Source organism: Nonomuraea sp. NPDC050404 (genome assembly GCF_040655495.1).
GTDB lineage: Bacteria > Actinomycetota > Actinomycetes > Streptosporangiales > Streptosporangiaceae > Nonomuraea.
Window position 1 is genome coordinate 47,002 of the sequence record NZ_JBFAKB010000019.1, and the last position, 15,093, is coordinate 62,094.

Here is a 15,093-nt window from a genome sequence, read left to right on the forward strand (position 1 = left end):
GGTGGACCGAGCGCAGCTTCCCCTCGCCGCCCGGCTGGGCATCGCACTGGCCGTGCTGGCGGTGTTCGCCGCGTCCGCCCTGTACGCCGTGCGCTCGGCCACGCACGTCCCCGGCACCCGCCTGGACGCCGTGTTCGGCCGGGCCGGGCAGGGACTCGACGCCGGTTCCCCCGTCAAGATCCGCGGAGTGACGGTGGGCGAGGTGACGCGGCTCTCGCTCGACCCCAGGGGCAAAGCCGTCGTCACCATGCACGTGAACGTCAGGGTGCCCGCGACCACGGTCGCCTCCGTGGAGCCGGCGTCGGTGTTCGGCCCCAAGTACGTCGGCCTGGAGCCCGGCCGTGGCGAGAGCACCGGCCCGTACCTGGCGGCCGGCGCCGTCATCACCGACACCAGGGATCCTCTGGACCTGTCCGACACGCTCGGCGACGCCTACCGCGGCCTGGACGCCGTGGACCCGCGCGAGGTCACCGTCATCGTGCACACCCTGGCCAAGGGGCTGGAGGGCCAGGGCACGAATCTGCGCGAGCTGATCGACGACGCCGGCACGGTCGTCGGCGTCGCCCACCGGCACCGGGCGCGGGCCAGGCAGTTCCTGCACGACGCCGCCCTGTTGAGCACCGCGCTGTCGGACAAGGGCGACGAGCTCGTCGGCATCTCCTCCGACGTCAACGTCATCACGCCCGGCCTGCTGGCGCGCGCCGACAAGGTACGCGTCCTGCTGCAAGAGATCACCTCGGTCTCCGGGCAGGTGTCGCACGGCCTGGCCAGGCACCGGGACAACCTGCGGGCCGGCGTGCACTCGGGCGAGCGGGTGGCCGCGCTCATCTACGCCCAGCTCGGCCTGGCCGGGGACGGCGTACGCGGCCTGAACACGCTGATCGACCTGCTGAACGAGCTGATCGAGGCGCCGGGCCCGAACGGCGCCCGCCAGCTCCAGGTGGAGGCGTTCATCGCCACCGACATCTGCGAGCTGATCGTCGGCGCGTGCGGCCCGACCGACGGGAGGCGCTGAGGCATGGAACGCGCGCGGCGCTGGTGGACCTTCGCCCGTTTCGTGCTGTTCGCCGCCCTGACCGGGTCGCTGATCGTGGCGATCGCCGTGCAGATCGAACGCGTGAGCGCGGGCGGCGGCTACCGCCTGGTCGCCGTGTTCGACGACGTGTCGGGGCTGGTCGAGGGCGACCAGGTCAAGATCGCCGGAGCGCCCGTCGGGCAGGTCGACACGATCAGGGTCGTGGACGGGCGGGCGGAGGTGGCCATGGAGGTGCAGGACGCGGTCCGGGTGCCCACCGACACCGAGGCCGCCGTACGCTGGCGCAACGCCGTCGGCCAGCGCGTGGTCTACCTGCTGCCCGGCACCGCCCCCGGCAGGCTGCCGCCCGGCTCGCGCATCACCCGCACCTCCTCGGTGGTGGACATCGGCGAGCTGGTCAGCGACCTCGGCCCGCTCACCCGCAGCCTGGACCCCGAGCAGATCAACCAGCTCCTGACCGCCGCCGCCACCTCGCTCAAGGGCAACGACCGCAACATCCCGAGGCTGCTCGACAACGTCAACGCGATCACCACCACGGTCACCGACCGCAAGAAGACCATCGAGGCGCTGCTGAAGGACTACGCCACCGTCACCGGCGTGGTCGCCAAGCGGGACGAGCAGATCGAACGGCTCGTGGACAACCTCCTGACGTTGTCGGAGGCGTTCGCCCGCAACCGCGACCTGGTGGACGACGCGCTGGTGGAGCTGTCGGCGACCTTCCACACCTCCAACGAGGTGCTCGGTAAGAACGCCGGTGAGCTGGGCGCGCTGGTGGACAACCTGTCCGGGCTGACCGGCGGCATCAGGCGGCACGTGGGCGAGATCGGCAGGACGGTCAGCACGTTCCCGCCGCTGTTCGAGCGGGCCTACTCCAGCGTCAACCGGGGCCACTACTTCATCACCGCCGTGCCCTGCCTGGCGCTGAACGCCGCCCCCTGCCCGTACGGGATGCAGACGCCGCCGCCGCTGCGCAACACCAGGATCTCCAGCGAGAAGGACCTGCGGAAGCTGCTGGTGGGCCGGTGAAGTCCTTCAGGGATCGCAACAGGCACGCCGTCGGCCTGGTGTCGATGGCGTTGCTGGCCGCGATCCTCGCCGCCACGTTCCTGGTCGGCAACCTGGGGTTGCTGGAGGGCGGTTACGTCGTGTCGGGCGTGTTCACCGACTCCGGCGGGCTGCGGACCGGCAACGACGTCCGCGTGGCCGGGGTGCGGGTGGGCAAGGTCACCGAGGTCCGCGCCGACTACGCCCAGGGCAACGTGGTCGTCACGTGGAAGGTCGACGACGGTGTACGGCTCGGCCGCGCCACCCGCGCCGACATCACCCTGTCCAACCTGCTCGGCGGCCGGTACGTCAAGCTCAGCGGCGCGGTCTCGGCCCCGTACCTGGACCAGCTCCCCGAGGCGCGGCGGCGCATCCCGGTGCAGCGGACCGGCGTGCCCACGCTGATCAACGACGCCGTCAAGGACGCGACCCGGCTGGTGGAGCGGCTCGACACCGACGCGGTGGACGACCTGCTGACCGAGCTGGGCAAGCTCGACGTCGTCAAGCGCGGGCGGGTCACCCGGCTGCTGGACAACGTCGGCGACCTGTCGGACACCATCAGCAGGAGCGAGCCACAGCTCCAGCGGCTGATCGACAACGGCACCAAGATCATGGACGTGCTGGAGAAGAAGGACAAGCAGCTCGGGCGGCTCATCGACGCCATCGAGGTCATGCTGAACGAGTTGCGCAGGCGCAGGAGCGAGCTGCGCACGCTGCTCGGCGACGGCTCCGACCTGGTACGCAGCACGACCCGGCTGATCAACGAGCACGAGAGGTCGCTCGTGAAGGTGCTGGACGACAACGCGGCCATCACCACGCGGCTGCGCGGCAGCAACGAGCGGCTCAACTCGCTGCTGGCGTGGGCGGGGCCGACGTTCTCGGGGCTGGCCACGATGGGCGGCCAGGGGCCTTGGCTGGAGGCCATCGCCACCGGGCTCGGGCCGGTCAACCCCGAGGTGCTGGGGGCCATCGCCAAGGACAGGGGGAACGAGCGATGAGGCGGCCGGCGGCGGTGCGGCCCGTCCGGTCGCGGCCCTTCCGGCTGCGGCCCTTCCGGTTGCGGCTCGCATGGGCGCGGCCCGTCCCGTCGCGGCCCGCATGGTTGCGACCCGCATGGGGGCGGCTTGTCTTGGTGCTGCTCGCCTGGGCGCTGGTGGCCTCCGGGTGCTCGGTGGCGGGGGCGGAGCCGTACCGGCTGGTGGCGATCTTCAACTCGGCGCCGTCCCTGTACGAGGAGGCGCGGGTGAAGGTGATGGGGCTGGACGCCGGCTACGTGGACCGGATCCGGATATCTGGCGACAAGGTGCGGGTTGAGCTGCGGATCGACCCGCAGGTGCCGCTGCCGTCCGACGTCAAGGCCGTGGTCGCGCCGCAGAACACGCTCGGCGAGCGCAACGTCGTGCTCTACCCGCCGTGGAAGCCGGGCAAGCAGCGCATCCGGGCCGGCGCGACGATCCCGCTGGAGCGCACCGACCTGCCGGTGGAGATCGACGAGGCGCTGGACGCCTTCACCAAGCTGACCGAAGCGCTGGACGACGACAAGCTGGGCGACGTGGCCGGCGACCTGGCCGACGGCGTCAGGGGCCGGGGCAAGACGATCAACAACGCGATCGCCGACACCTCCCGGCTCACCGGCGTACTGGCCAAGCAGGACCAGCAGCTCATCGACCTCGCCGACGGGCTGAACAAGCTGGCCACCAGCCTCAACGAACGCGAGAGCCAGGTGACCGGCGCCATCGACGCCTTCTCCGAGGCCAGCGCGATCCTGGCCGAGGAGCGGCAGCGGCTGCGCGGATTCGTCTCCTCCATGGCCGGGTTCGTACGGCGCGGCGACGTCATCATCGAGCAGTACGCCCAGCGCCTCCCCCGGGCCACCGCCACGCTGGCCGAACTCGTCCTGACGGTCAGGGCCAACAGCGCCTCCGTGGCGAAGGCGGTCAAGGGCGCGGCCGACTTCGCCGACGTACTGATCGACTCCTGGGACAGGAAGCAGCACGTGCTGAAGATCCGCGTCGTGCTCAACGCGATGACCAGGGCGTGGCTGACGCCGCTGTTCGAGGCGCTGAACCTGGGCGAGGTGCCGTGCCTGCCCGGCGGTCTGAGCAACTGCCCCTTCCAGCGGCGCGGAGGCGGACGATGAGGGCCATTCGGACGGCACTGGCACTGGCGCTGACCGCTTCGTGCTCGCTTTCTTGCTCGCTGCAGACGCTCGGCGCGACCACCGGCGACCTGACCCTGCACGCGGTCTTCGACGACGTGCAGAGCCTGGTGACCGGGCACAGCGTGCAGATCTCCGACGTACGGGTGGGCACGGTCACCGGCATCGGGCTGGCGGGTTACCGGGCCAGGGTGACCATGTCGATCCAGTCGGCGCACCGGGTGCCGGAGGGCAGCACGGCCACCGTGGCCAAGACGTCCGTGCTGGGCGAGAACTACGTGCTGCTCAGCCCGCCGGCGGGCCGGGACCTGGCGGCGGGGCCGTACATGAAGGATGGCGCCACCATCTCCGAGACCTCGGTCGAACCGGACATCGAGCAGGTCACCGCCAGGGCCGGGCCGCTCATCGAGGCGCTCGGGGCGCAGGACGTCAATGCCATCCTGGACGCCGCCGCCACCGCCTTCGACGGGCAGGGCGGCGACGTCAACAAGCTGATCAGGCAGACCGCGCAGGTCACCGACGCCTACGCGGCCGCCCGCCGCGACCTCGGCACCTCGATCGACGCCCTGGCCAGGCTCGGCGACGACCTGGCCGAGGGCAGCGCGGAGCTGGACCGGCTGCCCGGCACGCTGGCCGCCGCCACCGAGCGCCTGGCCCACGGGCGCGGGCACGTGAAGAAGACGATCGTCGCGCTGACCAGGCTGGCAAAGGAGGCCAACCTCACCGTCTACCCGCGCCACGCGGCGCGGCTGCGCACGCTGCTGCGCGAGCTGGCGGCGATCTCGACGGCGATGCAGCGCGGCAAGGAGGACCTCAAGGCGCTGGTGGTGAAGTTGCAGAAGTTCATCGACGCGCCGCCGATCACGGTCAACGGGCAGGTGCTGATCTACGTGTGGCTGGCGGGCCTGCTGCCGTCGGTGCGGGAGCAACCCGAGCCTGACCGGGCCGGGGACTTCCGCCTGCTGCTGGGGCCGCCGCGATGAGGCACCGCATCTACCTGAACCTGGGCTTCTTCCTGCTGCTCGGCGTCGTCATGACGGTCTGGGCGTTCAGCACGATCATCCGGCTGGACGCCGTCGAGCGGCCCTACCGGGTCTCGGCCGAGTTCCTCTCCTCCCCCGGGCTGCTCCGGGGGTTCGACGTGGCCTACCTCGGGGTGCGGATCGGCAAGATCGGCGAGGTACGGCTGGTGCCGGGCAAGATCGTGGTGGGGCTGGACATCGACAGGGAGATCCGGCTGCCCAAGGGTGTCACGGCCGAGGTGCGGCGCCGGTCGGCCATCGGGGAACCGTACGTGGCGCTCTCGCCGCCCGCCACCGGCGCCACGGGGCCCACGCTGGCGGCCGGCGAGACGATCCCGCTGGCCAGGACGACGGTGCCGCTGGACTACAAGAAGTTGTTCGAGGGCGTCGGCAAGCTGCTGAACGCGGTGCCGCCGGAAGAGGCCGACACCATCGTGCACGAACTGGCCGTGGCGCTGGACGGGCGGGCGCCCTCGATCAGGCGCATCATCGAGGACGCCCACTCCCTGACCGGCACCCTCGCCGACAACACCGAGGTGCTCGACGAGTTGTCGGTGCAGCTCACCCGGCTCACCCGCACCCTGGCCGGCAGGCGGGGCGAGCTGGCCTCCGGGATCGAGGACCTCAGCACGGTGACGGCCGCGCTGCGGGAGTCGCGCGGTGACCTGAACGCCTTCCTCGACCACGGGCCCGGGGTGTTCGGGCAGCTCGACGCGGCCATCAGGACGTCCAGGCCCGGGTTCTCCTGCCTGCTGACGGCGGCCGGGCTGCCGCATCGGCCGGCGTTCTCCGCGCGTACCGAACGGAACGTGCACCACCTGCTCAGCATCATGCCGACCGCGCTGAGCCTGGCCGGGGACGTCAGCGACCGGCGCGGGGACACCGTCTACGGCAAGGCGGCCTTCGTCTTCAGCGTGCCGGGCGGGCCGACGCCGGCCGAGGAGTACGCGGGCCCCCTCGGGCCGCCCACCGTCCCTGAGCTGCGCGCCTGCCCGGCCCGCGCACCCGCCTCCTCCTCCGGCCGTCCCCGCAACCCCACCTCCACGGGCCTTCCCGGGCACCCCACCTCCTCGGACCGGCCCGCGGACGCCGCCTCCTCGGGCCGTCCCGTCTCCACTCCCTCTTCCAAGACCTCCGCCTCTTCCAACGCCCCCGCCCCGAAAGCCGCCGAGTCACCCGAGGACATGCCCGCCACCCGCACCGCGTCCGGCACCCCGATGAACACCGCCCCGCTGATTGCCGCGATCTTCCTCGCCGTGGTGGCGAGCGGCGGCATCTTGGGCTGGACCGCGGCGGGCCGGGCCGCCCGCCGCCGTGAGGAGTCACAATGACCACCCGACAGGACCACACCGACCAGGCCCACCCCACCACCCCAGCCGAGCCCCCCACACCGCCAGACCCGCCGGCGGCCACGCCGCCGCCGGACCCCACAAGCCCGCCGGACAGCGCACCCTCGGCCGACGCAGAGGGCACGATCACGTCATCGAGCCCGCAGCCCGGCACGGCCGACGAACCCGAAGACGAGCGACCCGAACAGAGCGTGCGAGCCGAACAGAGCGTGCGCGAAGACGGGCAAACCGAGCAGGGCGGGCGAGACGGCCATGGCGTGCGTGCACGGATCACGCGGGCCAAGGTGGTGAGTGCGATGGCCGCGATGCTGGTGGCCGCGCTCGCCGCAACCGCCGTCCTGCAGTGGGTCTCCGCCGCCCAGGCCCAGGACGCCCGCGCCGGGCTGGAGGCCGAGCGCGCCCTGCGCCTGGAGGTGTCCGGCGCCGCCGCCGCGTTCAGCCGCGCCCTGCTCGGCTACGACTACCGCAACCTCCAGAGCACCCGCACGACCCTGGCCGCCCAGGCCACGGGCGACTTCCTGGCCACCTACGACGCGGCGTTCGGCGGCGCGATGGCGCAGGTCATCGTCAAGCTCAAGGCCACTGCCCAGGCCAACGTACGCGAGGTGTACGTGGCCGGCGTGGATGAGGCCACCGCCCACGCCATCGTCGTCGTGGACCAGCAGGTGAACACTTCCGAAGCCATCCGCTCCGTCAAGGATTCCCACCTTAAGATCAGCCTTGTGAAGGAGAAGGGGACCTGGAAGATTCATGACGTGACCGTGCTGGGCGCGGCATCGGAGGACCAGTACAACCTCAACGACGACGGCAAGAAGACGAAGAAGGACTGATCATCGGCCCCTTAACGATGGGCGGCCGCCCCGAAGAGGTGCGCGCCCCGGAAGAATGGCTCACCGAGGTGGAGAGGGAGCGGGCCGCCCGCTTCAGGTTCGAGGAGGACCGGGCCTGCTTCGTCGCCGCCCACCTCCTCGTACGGCTCTGCGCCGCCGCCGTTCTCGACGCCGACCCCGGCGAGCTGACCCTGCTGCAGTACTGCGACCTGCACGGCTTCGGCCACGGCAGGCCGCACCTGGAGCAGGCCCCCGACCTCGGCGTCAGCTTCAGCCACACACGCGGCTATGTGTGCGCCGCAGCCGGCCCGGGCAAGGTCGGCGTGGACGCCGAGCACGTACGCCCCGGGCCCCTGGACACGGCGCTCGCCGACCGCGTGCTCACGCCGCGCGAGCGCGCGCTGGTGGCCGGCAACGACGAGCTGATCAGGCACTGGACCCGCAAGGAAGCGCTGATCAAACGCGGCGAGCTGACCCTGGGCAAGCTGGGCCAGGGCGGCGACGACCTGACCGGCCGGCACCTGCTGGAGTGGAGCGCCGGCCCGGACATCAGAGTGGCCGTCGTCACCGACTTCCCCGCAAAACGGGTACCCATCCCGGAGTGAGTCAGCCGCGCCAGACCGAAGGGACGCCCGGGAACATCCCGGACTGGGACAGCGGCAGCAGGACGAAGGGGCACCCGGGAACATCCTGGAGTGAGACAGCTGCGACAAGGCAAAGGGGCGCCCCGGAGCAGTCCCGGGCTGAGTCAGCGGCGGCTGGTCGGGGTCGGGTCCAGGAAGACCTGGCTGACTCCGGGGAAGCGCTCCCGCAGCCGCCGGTCCACCTCCTCGCAGGCGATCTCCACCCCCGCCGCGCTGGCCTCGTCCCTGAAGTCGATCTTCGCGGCGACCAGGATGGCGCCCGGCCCGATCATCATGGTCAGCAGTTCGACCACGTCCTCCACCTCGGGCTGGGCCAGCAGCACGGCGCGGATGCCGGTCTCGATGCGCTGGGGCGCCGCCTGGCCGATCAGCAGCGACAGGTTCGACTGGATCAGGATGAGCGCGACGACCAGCAGGAGCAGGCCGATCGCGACGGACGCGGCACCGTCCCAGAGGGCCGAGCCGGTCAGCTGCGAGCCGAGAAGGCCGACGGCGGCGATGAGCAGGCCCACGAGCGCGGCGGCGTCCTCGAACAACACGGCCTTCAACGCGGTGTCGGAGGTGAGCCGAACCAGGCGCACGGGGCTGACGTCGTAGCGCGCGGCCTCGGCCCGAAGCTGCGAGTACGCCTTCGTGAACGAGATGCTCTCGATGACGAACGCGATGGCCAGCACGATGTAGGACGGGGTGAGATTCGACAGTTCCTCACCGTGGCTGATCTCGTGCAGGCCGTGCGTGATGGAGAAGCCCGCCCCGCCCACCAGGGTCGCGACCGCCGCCATCATGGCCCAGGTGAAGCCGGCCTTGCCGTACCCGAACGGGTGCCGCCGGTCGGCGGGCTTGCCCGAGCGGCGCACGGCCACCAGCAGGAGCAGTTCGGTCACCGTGTCGGCGGCGGAGTGGGCCGCCTCCGACAACATCGCGGCGGAGCCACCGATGAGGCCGGCGACGAGCTTGGCCAGCGCGATGGTGAGGTTCGCCCCGCCGGCGACCAGCACGGTGCCGAGGCTGTCTCCCGACTTCTCCGCCATAGCGCACCAGCTTAATTGCGCTAGATTGAGGATCATGAGCGCGCCTCGCTGGCTTTCACCCGCAGAACAGCGTGCCTGGCGTACGCACCTGGCGTTGCACAAGCTCCTCATGCACCGGCTCGACCGCGAGTTGCAGGAGCACTCACTCTCGTTGAACGACTACGAGATCCTCGTCAACCTCTCGGAGAGCAAGGACCGCCGCATGCGGATGAGCGACCTGGCCGACGCGACGATCCAGTCGCGCAGCCGGTTGTCGCACCAGATCTCCCGCATGGAGGCCAAGGGCCTGGTGACCAGGGAGGACTGCCGTGACGACCGCAGAGGCACGTACGCGGTGCTGACCGACGAGGGCTGGGAGACGATCCAGCGGGTGGCGCCGTTCCACGTGGGCAGCGTACGGGAGCACTTCGTCGACCGGCTCACCGACGAGCAACTCGACGCGCTCGACGCCGCGTTCACGCCGATTGTGGAGCATCTGAAGAAGCTGCGCTGACATCCAACCGATACCGGCGACGGCGCACGGCGTCCGCCGGTGGTCGATACGATCCGGTCATGCTGAGAAAGCTCTTCCTCGTGGCCACGCTGGCCCTGGCGACGGCCTGTTCGTCGGGCGGTGGCGGCGGAGCCGAGCTGCCCACCGGGCCTGACCTGATGAAGAAGGCGTCGGAGGCCATGAAGACCGTCAAGTCGGCCGGCTTCTCGATCACGACGGAGGGCAAGCCGAACGTACCGGTCAAGAAGGCCGACGGGCGGCTCACGGCCGAGGGCAACGCCGACGGCACGATCTCGCTCGAAGTGCTCGGCAACCTGACAGAGGTCACCTTCGCCCTGATCGGCGACACGGTGCACTTCAAGGGCCCGACAGGCGGCTTCCAGAAGCTGACGCGGCAGCAGCTCGCCCAGTTCTACGACCCGTCGGTGATCCTTGAGCCCACCAAGGGCATCGCGCAGCTGCTCGCCTCCGCCACCGATCCGAAGGTGGAGGCTTTGGAGAGCGGCTCCTACCGGGTCGCCACGACCTTCCCCGCCGCCGTGGTCTCGCCGATCGTCCCGGGCGTCACGCAGGGTGTGAACGGCAAGGTCTGGATCGACCAGGCCACCAGCCGCCTGACCAAGGCGAGCCTGCCGTTGCAGGGCGGCACGGTGACGGTGTCGTTCAGCGACTACGACGCACCGGTCACGATCACACCGCCGCCCGCGACGTGAGGCAGGCCCTGTGAAGAGCGCGCTCCCCGACGTGCGGCGGGCGCGGGCCCGGCGGGTGGTGCTCGGCGCGGGCGGCGCGGTGGTGCTGCTGGCCGCGCTGGACGCCTACGTGGTGGTGACGGTCCTCATCGACATCGCCGGCGACGTGGGCATCCCGGTCAACCACCTGGAGCGGGCCACGCCGATCGTCACGGGCTTCCTGCTCGGGTACGTCGCCGCGATGCCCCTGCTCGGCCAGCTCTCTGACCGTTACGGGCGGCGCCCGCTCATCCACGCCTGCCTGGCGGCCTTCGCGCTCGGCTCGGTGCTGACCGCGCTGGCGGCCGGTGAGGTGATGGTGGTGGCCGGGCGTGCCGTACAGGGCGTGGCCGGGGGCGCCCTGCTTCCGATCACGATGGCGCTCATCGGGGACCTGTGGGAGGAGCGGGAGCGCCCGGTGGCCCTCGGGGCGGTAGGTGCGGCCCAGGAACTGGGCAGCGCCCTCGGGCCTCTGTACGGCGGGGTGCTGGCGCTGGTGCCGAGCACTGTGGTCGCGGGGGTGGAGCTGGGCGGCTGGCACGCCATCTTCTGGATCAACGTCCCCCTCGCCGCCCTGGCCGCCCTCGCCGTCCACTTCACGGTCCCACCCCGTTCCCGTACCCACGTCCTCGGCACGACCGCACAACCGGAGACGACAGGCTCTCCGGAGGTGACAGGCGGTCCAGACACGGCAGCCGAACCGCACACAATCGCCGCACCGGACCCGGTGGCCGGGCGGGTTGATGTGGTCGGCGGGGCGTTACTGGCGCTGGCCCTCGCCCTGCTCGTCGTGGGCCTGTACAACCCCGACCCCGCCAAGGCCGTCCTGCCCCCTTGGGGCCTGCCGCTGATCGCCGCCGGTGTGCTGGCGGGAGGCGCCTTCGTCTGGTGGGAGATCCGCTCCCCCGTACGCCTCCTCGACCTCACCGGCACCCGCAAGGGCCCGCTGCTGGCCACCCTGGGCGTCAGCTTCCTGGCCGGCGCCGCGCTTCTGGTCACGATGGTGTTCGTGCAGATCACCGCCCAGACCCTGCTCGGCGAGGAAGCCCTGGGTGCGGCGCTGGTGCTGGCCAGGTTCCTGGCCGCCCTGACCGTCGGAGCCCTCCTGGGTGGCCTACTGGCACGCAGGCTGGGCGACAGGACGGTAGCGGTGGCAGGCATGGCGCTGGCGGCGGTCGGCTACTGGCTGATGAGCCGGTGGCCGCTCCACCTGGCGGACACGGGACTGGTAATGGACCGCGACCTGGTGGTCGCCGGGCTGGGCCTCGGCTTGGTGATCGCCCCGGTGTCGGCGGCGGTGCTGCGCGTGAGTGCCTCGGCCCAGCACGGCGTCGCCTCGGCGGCGGTAGTGGTGGCCAGGATGATGGGCATGCTGATCGGCATCGCCGCCGTGTCGGCGTGGGGCTTCTACCGCTTCCAGTCTCTGACCGCCCATCTGGACACGCCGCTCCCGTTCGGGGTGGACGCGGAGACGTACCAGCGGCAGCTGGCCGACTACACCGCGCAGGTGCAGTCGGCGCTGCACATTGAGTACACCGAGATGTTCCTGGTCACGGCGTTCATCTGTGTGCTGGGCGCGGCCGTGGCCGTGCTCATGCCGTCCAGGAAGACGGCATGAGCGCCCTTCTCACGACGAGGGTCGCCTCTCAGCGCCTCTCAGCGCCTCACAAGGCTCTTTGAAAGGCGCTGAGGCTCTAAGGCTCTGAAGGCGACCGGCGGCGAGCGGCCGACGGAGGCTTATGGTGAGAGGCGGTGCAGGTCGCGGGGGAAGGCGGTGGTCTGGCGGACGTTGGCCGCGCCCGTCAGCCGCGCCGTCCACCGTTCCAGCCCGAGCGCGAACCCGCCGTGCGGCGGCATCCCGTACCGGAAGGCCTGCAGATACCCTTCGTACGCCTCCGTCCCCTCACCACGTTCGGCCAGCGCCCGTACGTAGTCCTCGTAGCGGTGCAGCCGCTGGCCGCCCGTGACCAGCTCCATCCCACGGAAGAGCAGGTCGAACCCGTTGGTGCAACCGGGCCGCGCGGGGTCGGGATGGGTGTAGAAGGGCCGTTTGACCATCGGGTAGCCGGTGACGAACAGGAACTCGGAGCCGTGCTCCCGCTCCGCCCACTCCGACAACCACCGCTCCTGCGCGGGTGCCAGGTCGGGCTCGTCGGAGGAGGTCAGCCGCTGCGCCTCGGTGAAGTGGATGGCGGGAATCTCGGCGGGCACTTCGGGCGGTACGACGCCGAGCAGGTCCAGCGCCGGGGCGGCGCGGTCGCGTACCGACTCCAGCATGCCCGCGACTGCCTCACGCAGCACCGCCATCACGTCCCGGTGGTCGCGTATGAAGCCGAGTTCGGCGTCCAGGCTCGTGTACTGGGCCAGGTGCCGCACGGTGTCGTGCGGCTCGGCGCGGAAGACCGGCCCGACTTCGTAGACCCGCTCGAACACGCCGGTCATCGCCTGCTTGTAGAACTGCGGCGACTGCGCCAGGTACGCGGGCCTGCCGAAATAGTCGAGCCCGAAGACGTTCGCGCCCGACTCGGTTGCCGAGCCGACGATCTTCGGGGTGTGGATCTCGGTGAATCCGAGCCGGTCGAGCGTCTCGCGGAACCCCGCCGCGCTCGCGGCCGAGATCTCCAGTCCCGCCCGCAGCAGCGGATGCCGCAGCGCGACCGGCGCGTGGTCGAGCACGGTCGGCAGCGCCGCCCCCACCACGGGCCGGTACAGGTCGAACGGCGGCGCCTCACACGGCTCCGCCAGCACCTCGACCTGCGGCGAGACCAGCTCGTAGCCCCCCGGCGCCTGCGCGTTGGCCACCACGGTACCGGTGACCTCCACGACACTCTCCTCAGGCGGCAAGCCGCCCCCGGCGAAACCCCCCTCGAAAAGCAGGCCGCGCCCAGCGGCACCCACCTCAGGCGGCAGGTGGTGCTCGGCGACTGCCTGGGCCAGGCCGGTGCGGTCTCGGATGACGAGAAAGGAAACGGACTTGAGGCGCCGGCGGCGATGGACCCATCCGGCGATCGTCACTCGTTGGCCGGCGTGCTCAGCGAGCTTCGCCGACATGACACGAGAGATCATTACAGCTCCTCACGGAAGTGCATGACCCCTTGGGAGTGCGGGGGAGAAGGGAGCTCCCGGTGCCACCGCACTTTCGCCGCCCCATGCGAAGAGGCGGCCTCCACGACCCGATGACGGGGGTCGGCCGGCGGGGCATTTCCTCCCCGCACTCGGGAGTGTCTTCACCAGCGGGGCACGGTACCGCCTTCACAGCTACCGGCGGCTCTCTGGGCCCGTGGGGACCCGCTGGCTACTCGTCTCCGTCAACGTGTTGCGGCAGATCGTACCGCAGTCACTTGTCCTTCTTCGCGCGCTTTTCCCTGATCTTCATCGTGACCTCGATCGGCGACCCGGCGAAGCCGAACTCCTCGCGGATGCGCCGCTCGATGAAGCGCCGGTAGGTGTCCTCCAGCCAGCCCGAGGTGAACAGCACGAACTTGGGCGGTTCGACGGACGCCTGGGTGGCGAAAAGGATCTTCGGCTGCTTGCCGCCCCGCACCGGCGGCGGGGTCTGGTGCACCAGCTCGGTCAGGAACGCGTTGAGCCGCGCCGTCGGCACCCGGGTGGACCAGGAGTCGAGCGCCTTCTCCAGGGCCGGGACCAGCCGATCGACGTGCCGCCCCGTCTTGGCGGAGATGTTGACCCGCAGCGCCCACGGCGTGCGTACGAGCTGCCGGTCGATCTCCTTCTCCAGGTAGTAGCGCCGGTCCTCGTCGACCAGGTCCCACTTGTTGAAGGCCACCACCATCGCCCGCCCGGACTCGATGACCAAGCCGATGATGCGCAGGTCCTGCTCGGTGAGCGGCTCGCTGGCGTCGATCAGCACGATCGCCACCTCGGTACGCTCCAGCGCGGAACGGGTGCGCATGGCGGCGTAGAAGTCGGCGCCCTGCAACTCGCGGTCGCGCCGCCGGATGCCGGCGGTGTCGACGAAGCGCCAGGTGCGCCCGCCCAGTTCGATCAGCTCGTCCACCGGGTCGCGGGTGGTGCCCGCCATGGGGTCCACCAGCACCCGCTCCTCCCCCGCCAGCTTGTTGAGCAGGGAGGACTTGCCGACGTTGGGCTTGCCGAGCAGCGCGACGCGGGCCGGCCCGCGTTCCGCGCCGAAGGTGACCTCGGGCGTCTCGGGCAGCGCGTCGAGCATCACGTCGAGCAGGTCGCCGCTGGAGCGTCCGTGCAGGGCCGAGACGGGGTACGGCTCCCCCAGCCCCAGCGACCACAGCGCGGCGGCCTCCAGTTCGAGCTGCTGGTTGTCGACCTTGTTGGCGGCCAGGATGACCGGCTTGCCCGACTGCCGCAGCACCGAGCCCACGATCTCGTCGGCGTCGGTCGCGCCCACGGTGGTGTCCACGACGAACACGATCACGTCGGCCAGCTCGACGGCGACCTGGGCCTGCTCGGCGATGCGCAGGTTCATGCCGGTGGCGTCGGGATCCCAGCCGCCGGTGTCGACGACGGTGAAGCGGCGCCCGCGCCAGTTGGCGTCGTAGGTGACGCGGTCGCGGGTGACGCCCGGAACGTCTTCGACGACCGCCTCGCGGCGGCCGATGATGCGGTTGACCAGCGTGGACTTGCCGACGTTCGGCCGTCCCACGATGGCGACGACCGGCAGCGGCGCACCGTGCTCGTGCTCGTCGATTTCAAGGTCGTCGAGGTCAGCCTCGACCCAATCCCCCGTTGACACGATATTTCGTCCTTAGTGAGTACCGC

At 71.0% G+C, this 15,093-nt stretch carries 14 protein-coding genes; 11 read left to right on the forward strand and 3 right to left on the reverse strand.

Translation table 11 applies throughout. The features are described 5' to 3' along the window. The first annotated feature begins 1 nt into the window (after nt 1). The 8 genes from AB0I81_RS41440 to AB0I81_RS41475 are packed head-to-tail and all read left to right on the forward strand — an operon-like array spanning nt 2 to nt 8,044. Nucleotides 2-1,015, forward strand: coding sequence for an MlaD family protein (locus AB0I81_RS41440; protein WP_360669232.1), 1,014 nt, complete (start codon nt 2-4; stop codon nt 1,013-1,015). Nucleotides 1,016-1,018: 3 nt separating this feature from the next. Beyond that, complete coding sequence (locus tag AB0I81_RS41445) at nt 1,019-2,062, forward strand: MCE family protein (RefSeq protein ID WP_360669235.1); 1,044 nt, start codon at nt 1,019-1,021, stop codon at nt 2,060-2,062. Next, the gene (locus AB0I81_RS41450) at nt 2,059-3,078 is read left to right on the forward strand and encodes an MCE family protein (RefSeq protein WP_360669238.1); all 1,020 of its coding nucleotides are present in this window, start codon (nt 2,059-2,061) and stop codon (nt 3,076-3,078) included. The genes AB0I81_RS41445 and AB0I81_RS41450 overlap by 4 nt, the downstream gene beginning before the upstream one ends. After that, the gene (locus tag AB0I81_RS41455) at nt 3,075-4,220 is read left to right on the forward strand and encodes an MCE family protein (RefSeq protein WP_360669241.1); all 1,146 of its coding nucleotides are present in this window, start codon (nt 3,075-3,077) and stop codon (nt 4,218-4,220) included. The genes AB0I81_RS41450 and AB0I81_RS41455 overlap by 4 nt, the downstream gene beginning before the upstream one ends. Further along, nucleotides 4,217-5,221, forward strand: a complete 1,005-nt coding sequence (locus AB0I81_RS41460) for an MCE family protein (RefSeq protein WP_360669244.1) — start codon at nt 4,217-4,219, stop codon at nt 5,219-5,221. Before AB0I81_RS41455 ends, AB0I81_RS41460 begins: the two co-directional genes overlap by 4 nt. Continuing rightward, complete coding sequence (locus AB0I81_RS41465; RefSeq protein WP_360669247.1) at nt 5,218-6,591, forward strand: MCE family protein; 1,374 nt, start codon at nt 5,218-5,220, stop codon at nt 6,589-6,591. Before AB0I81_RS41460 ends, AB0I81_RS41465 begins: the two co-directional genes overlap by 4 nt. Then, nucleotides 6,588-7,439: a hypothetical protein gene (locus AB0I81_RS41470; protein WP_360669249.1), complete on the forward strand. Its 852-nt coding sequence runs from the start codon at nt 6,588-6,590 to the stop codon at nt 7,437-7,439. The genes AB0I81_RS41465 and AB0I81_RS41470 overlap by 4 nt, the downstream gene beginning before the upstream one ends. Before the next feature lie 17 nt (nt 7,440-7,456). Beyond that, complete coding sequence (locus AB0I81_RS41475) at nt 7,457-8,044, forward strand: 4'-phosphopantetheinyl transferase superfamily protein (protein ID WP_360669252.1); 588 nt, start codon at nt 7,457-7,459, stop codon at nt 8,042-8,044. A gap of 143 nt (nt 8,045-8,187) precedes the next feature. Here the strand turns inward: AB0I81_RS41475 and AB0I81_RS41480 are convergent, their stop codons facing one another. Next, the gene (locus tag AB0I81_RS41480; protein ID WP_360669255.1) at nt 8,188-9,114 is read right to left on the reverse strand and encodes a cation diffusion facilitator family transporter; all 927 of its coding nucleotides are present in this window, start codon (nt 9,112-9,114) and stop codon (nt 8,188-8,190) included. Nucleotides 9,115-9,148: 34 nt separating this feature from the next. On the opposite strand from AB0I81_RS41480, the gene AB0I81_RS41485 reads away from it, so the two are divergent. From AB0I81_RS41485 to AB0I81_RS41495, 3 genes are read left to right on the forward strand one after another with little or no spacing between them, the layout of a single operon-like run. Next, nucleotides 9,149-9,607, forward strand: a complete 459-nt coding sequence (locus AB0I81_RS41485) for a MarR family transcriptional regulator (protein WP_360669258.1) — start codon at nt 9,149-9,151, stop codon at nt 9,605-9,607. 59 nt (nt 9,608-9,666) lie between these two features. Continuing rightward, complete coding sequence (locus tag AB0I81_RS41490; protein WP_360669261.1) at nt 9,667-10,320, forward strand: LppX_LprAFG lipoprotein; 654 nt, start codon at nt 9,667-9,669, stop codon at nt 10,318-10,320. A gap of 10 nt (nt 10,321-10,330) precedes the next feature. Next, on the forward strand, nt 10,331-11,956 hold the full coding sequence (locus AB0I81_RS41495; protein ID WP_360669264.1) for an MFS transporter: 1,626 nt from the start codon (nt 10,331-10,333) through the stop codon (nt 11,954-11,956). Between the two features lie 119 nt (nt 11,957-12,075). Here the strand turns inward: AB0I81_RS41495 and aspS are convergent, their stop codons facing one another. Both aspS and der read right to left on the reverse strand, forming a co-directional pair. After that, nucleotides 12,076-13,404 (reverse strand): aspartate--tRNA(Asn) ligase, encoded by a 1,329-nt coding sequence (aspS, locus tag AB0I81_RS41500; RefSeq protein ID WP_360669267.1) that lies wholly within the window; start codon nt 13,402-13,404, stop codon nt 12,076-12,078. 271 nt (nt 13,405-13,675) lie between these two features. Next, the gene (der, locus tag AB0I81_RS41505; protein ID WP_360669270.1) at nt 13,676-15,067 is read right to left on the reverse strand and encodes a ribosome biogenesis GTPase Der; all 1,392 of its coding nucleotides are present in this window, start codon (nt 15,065-15,067) and stop codon (nt 13,676-13,678) included. Nucleotides 15,068-15,093 lie beyond the last annotated feature (26 nt).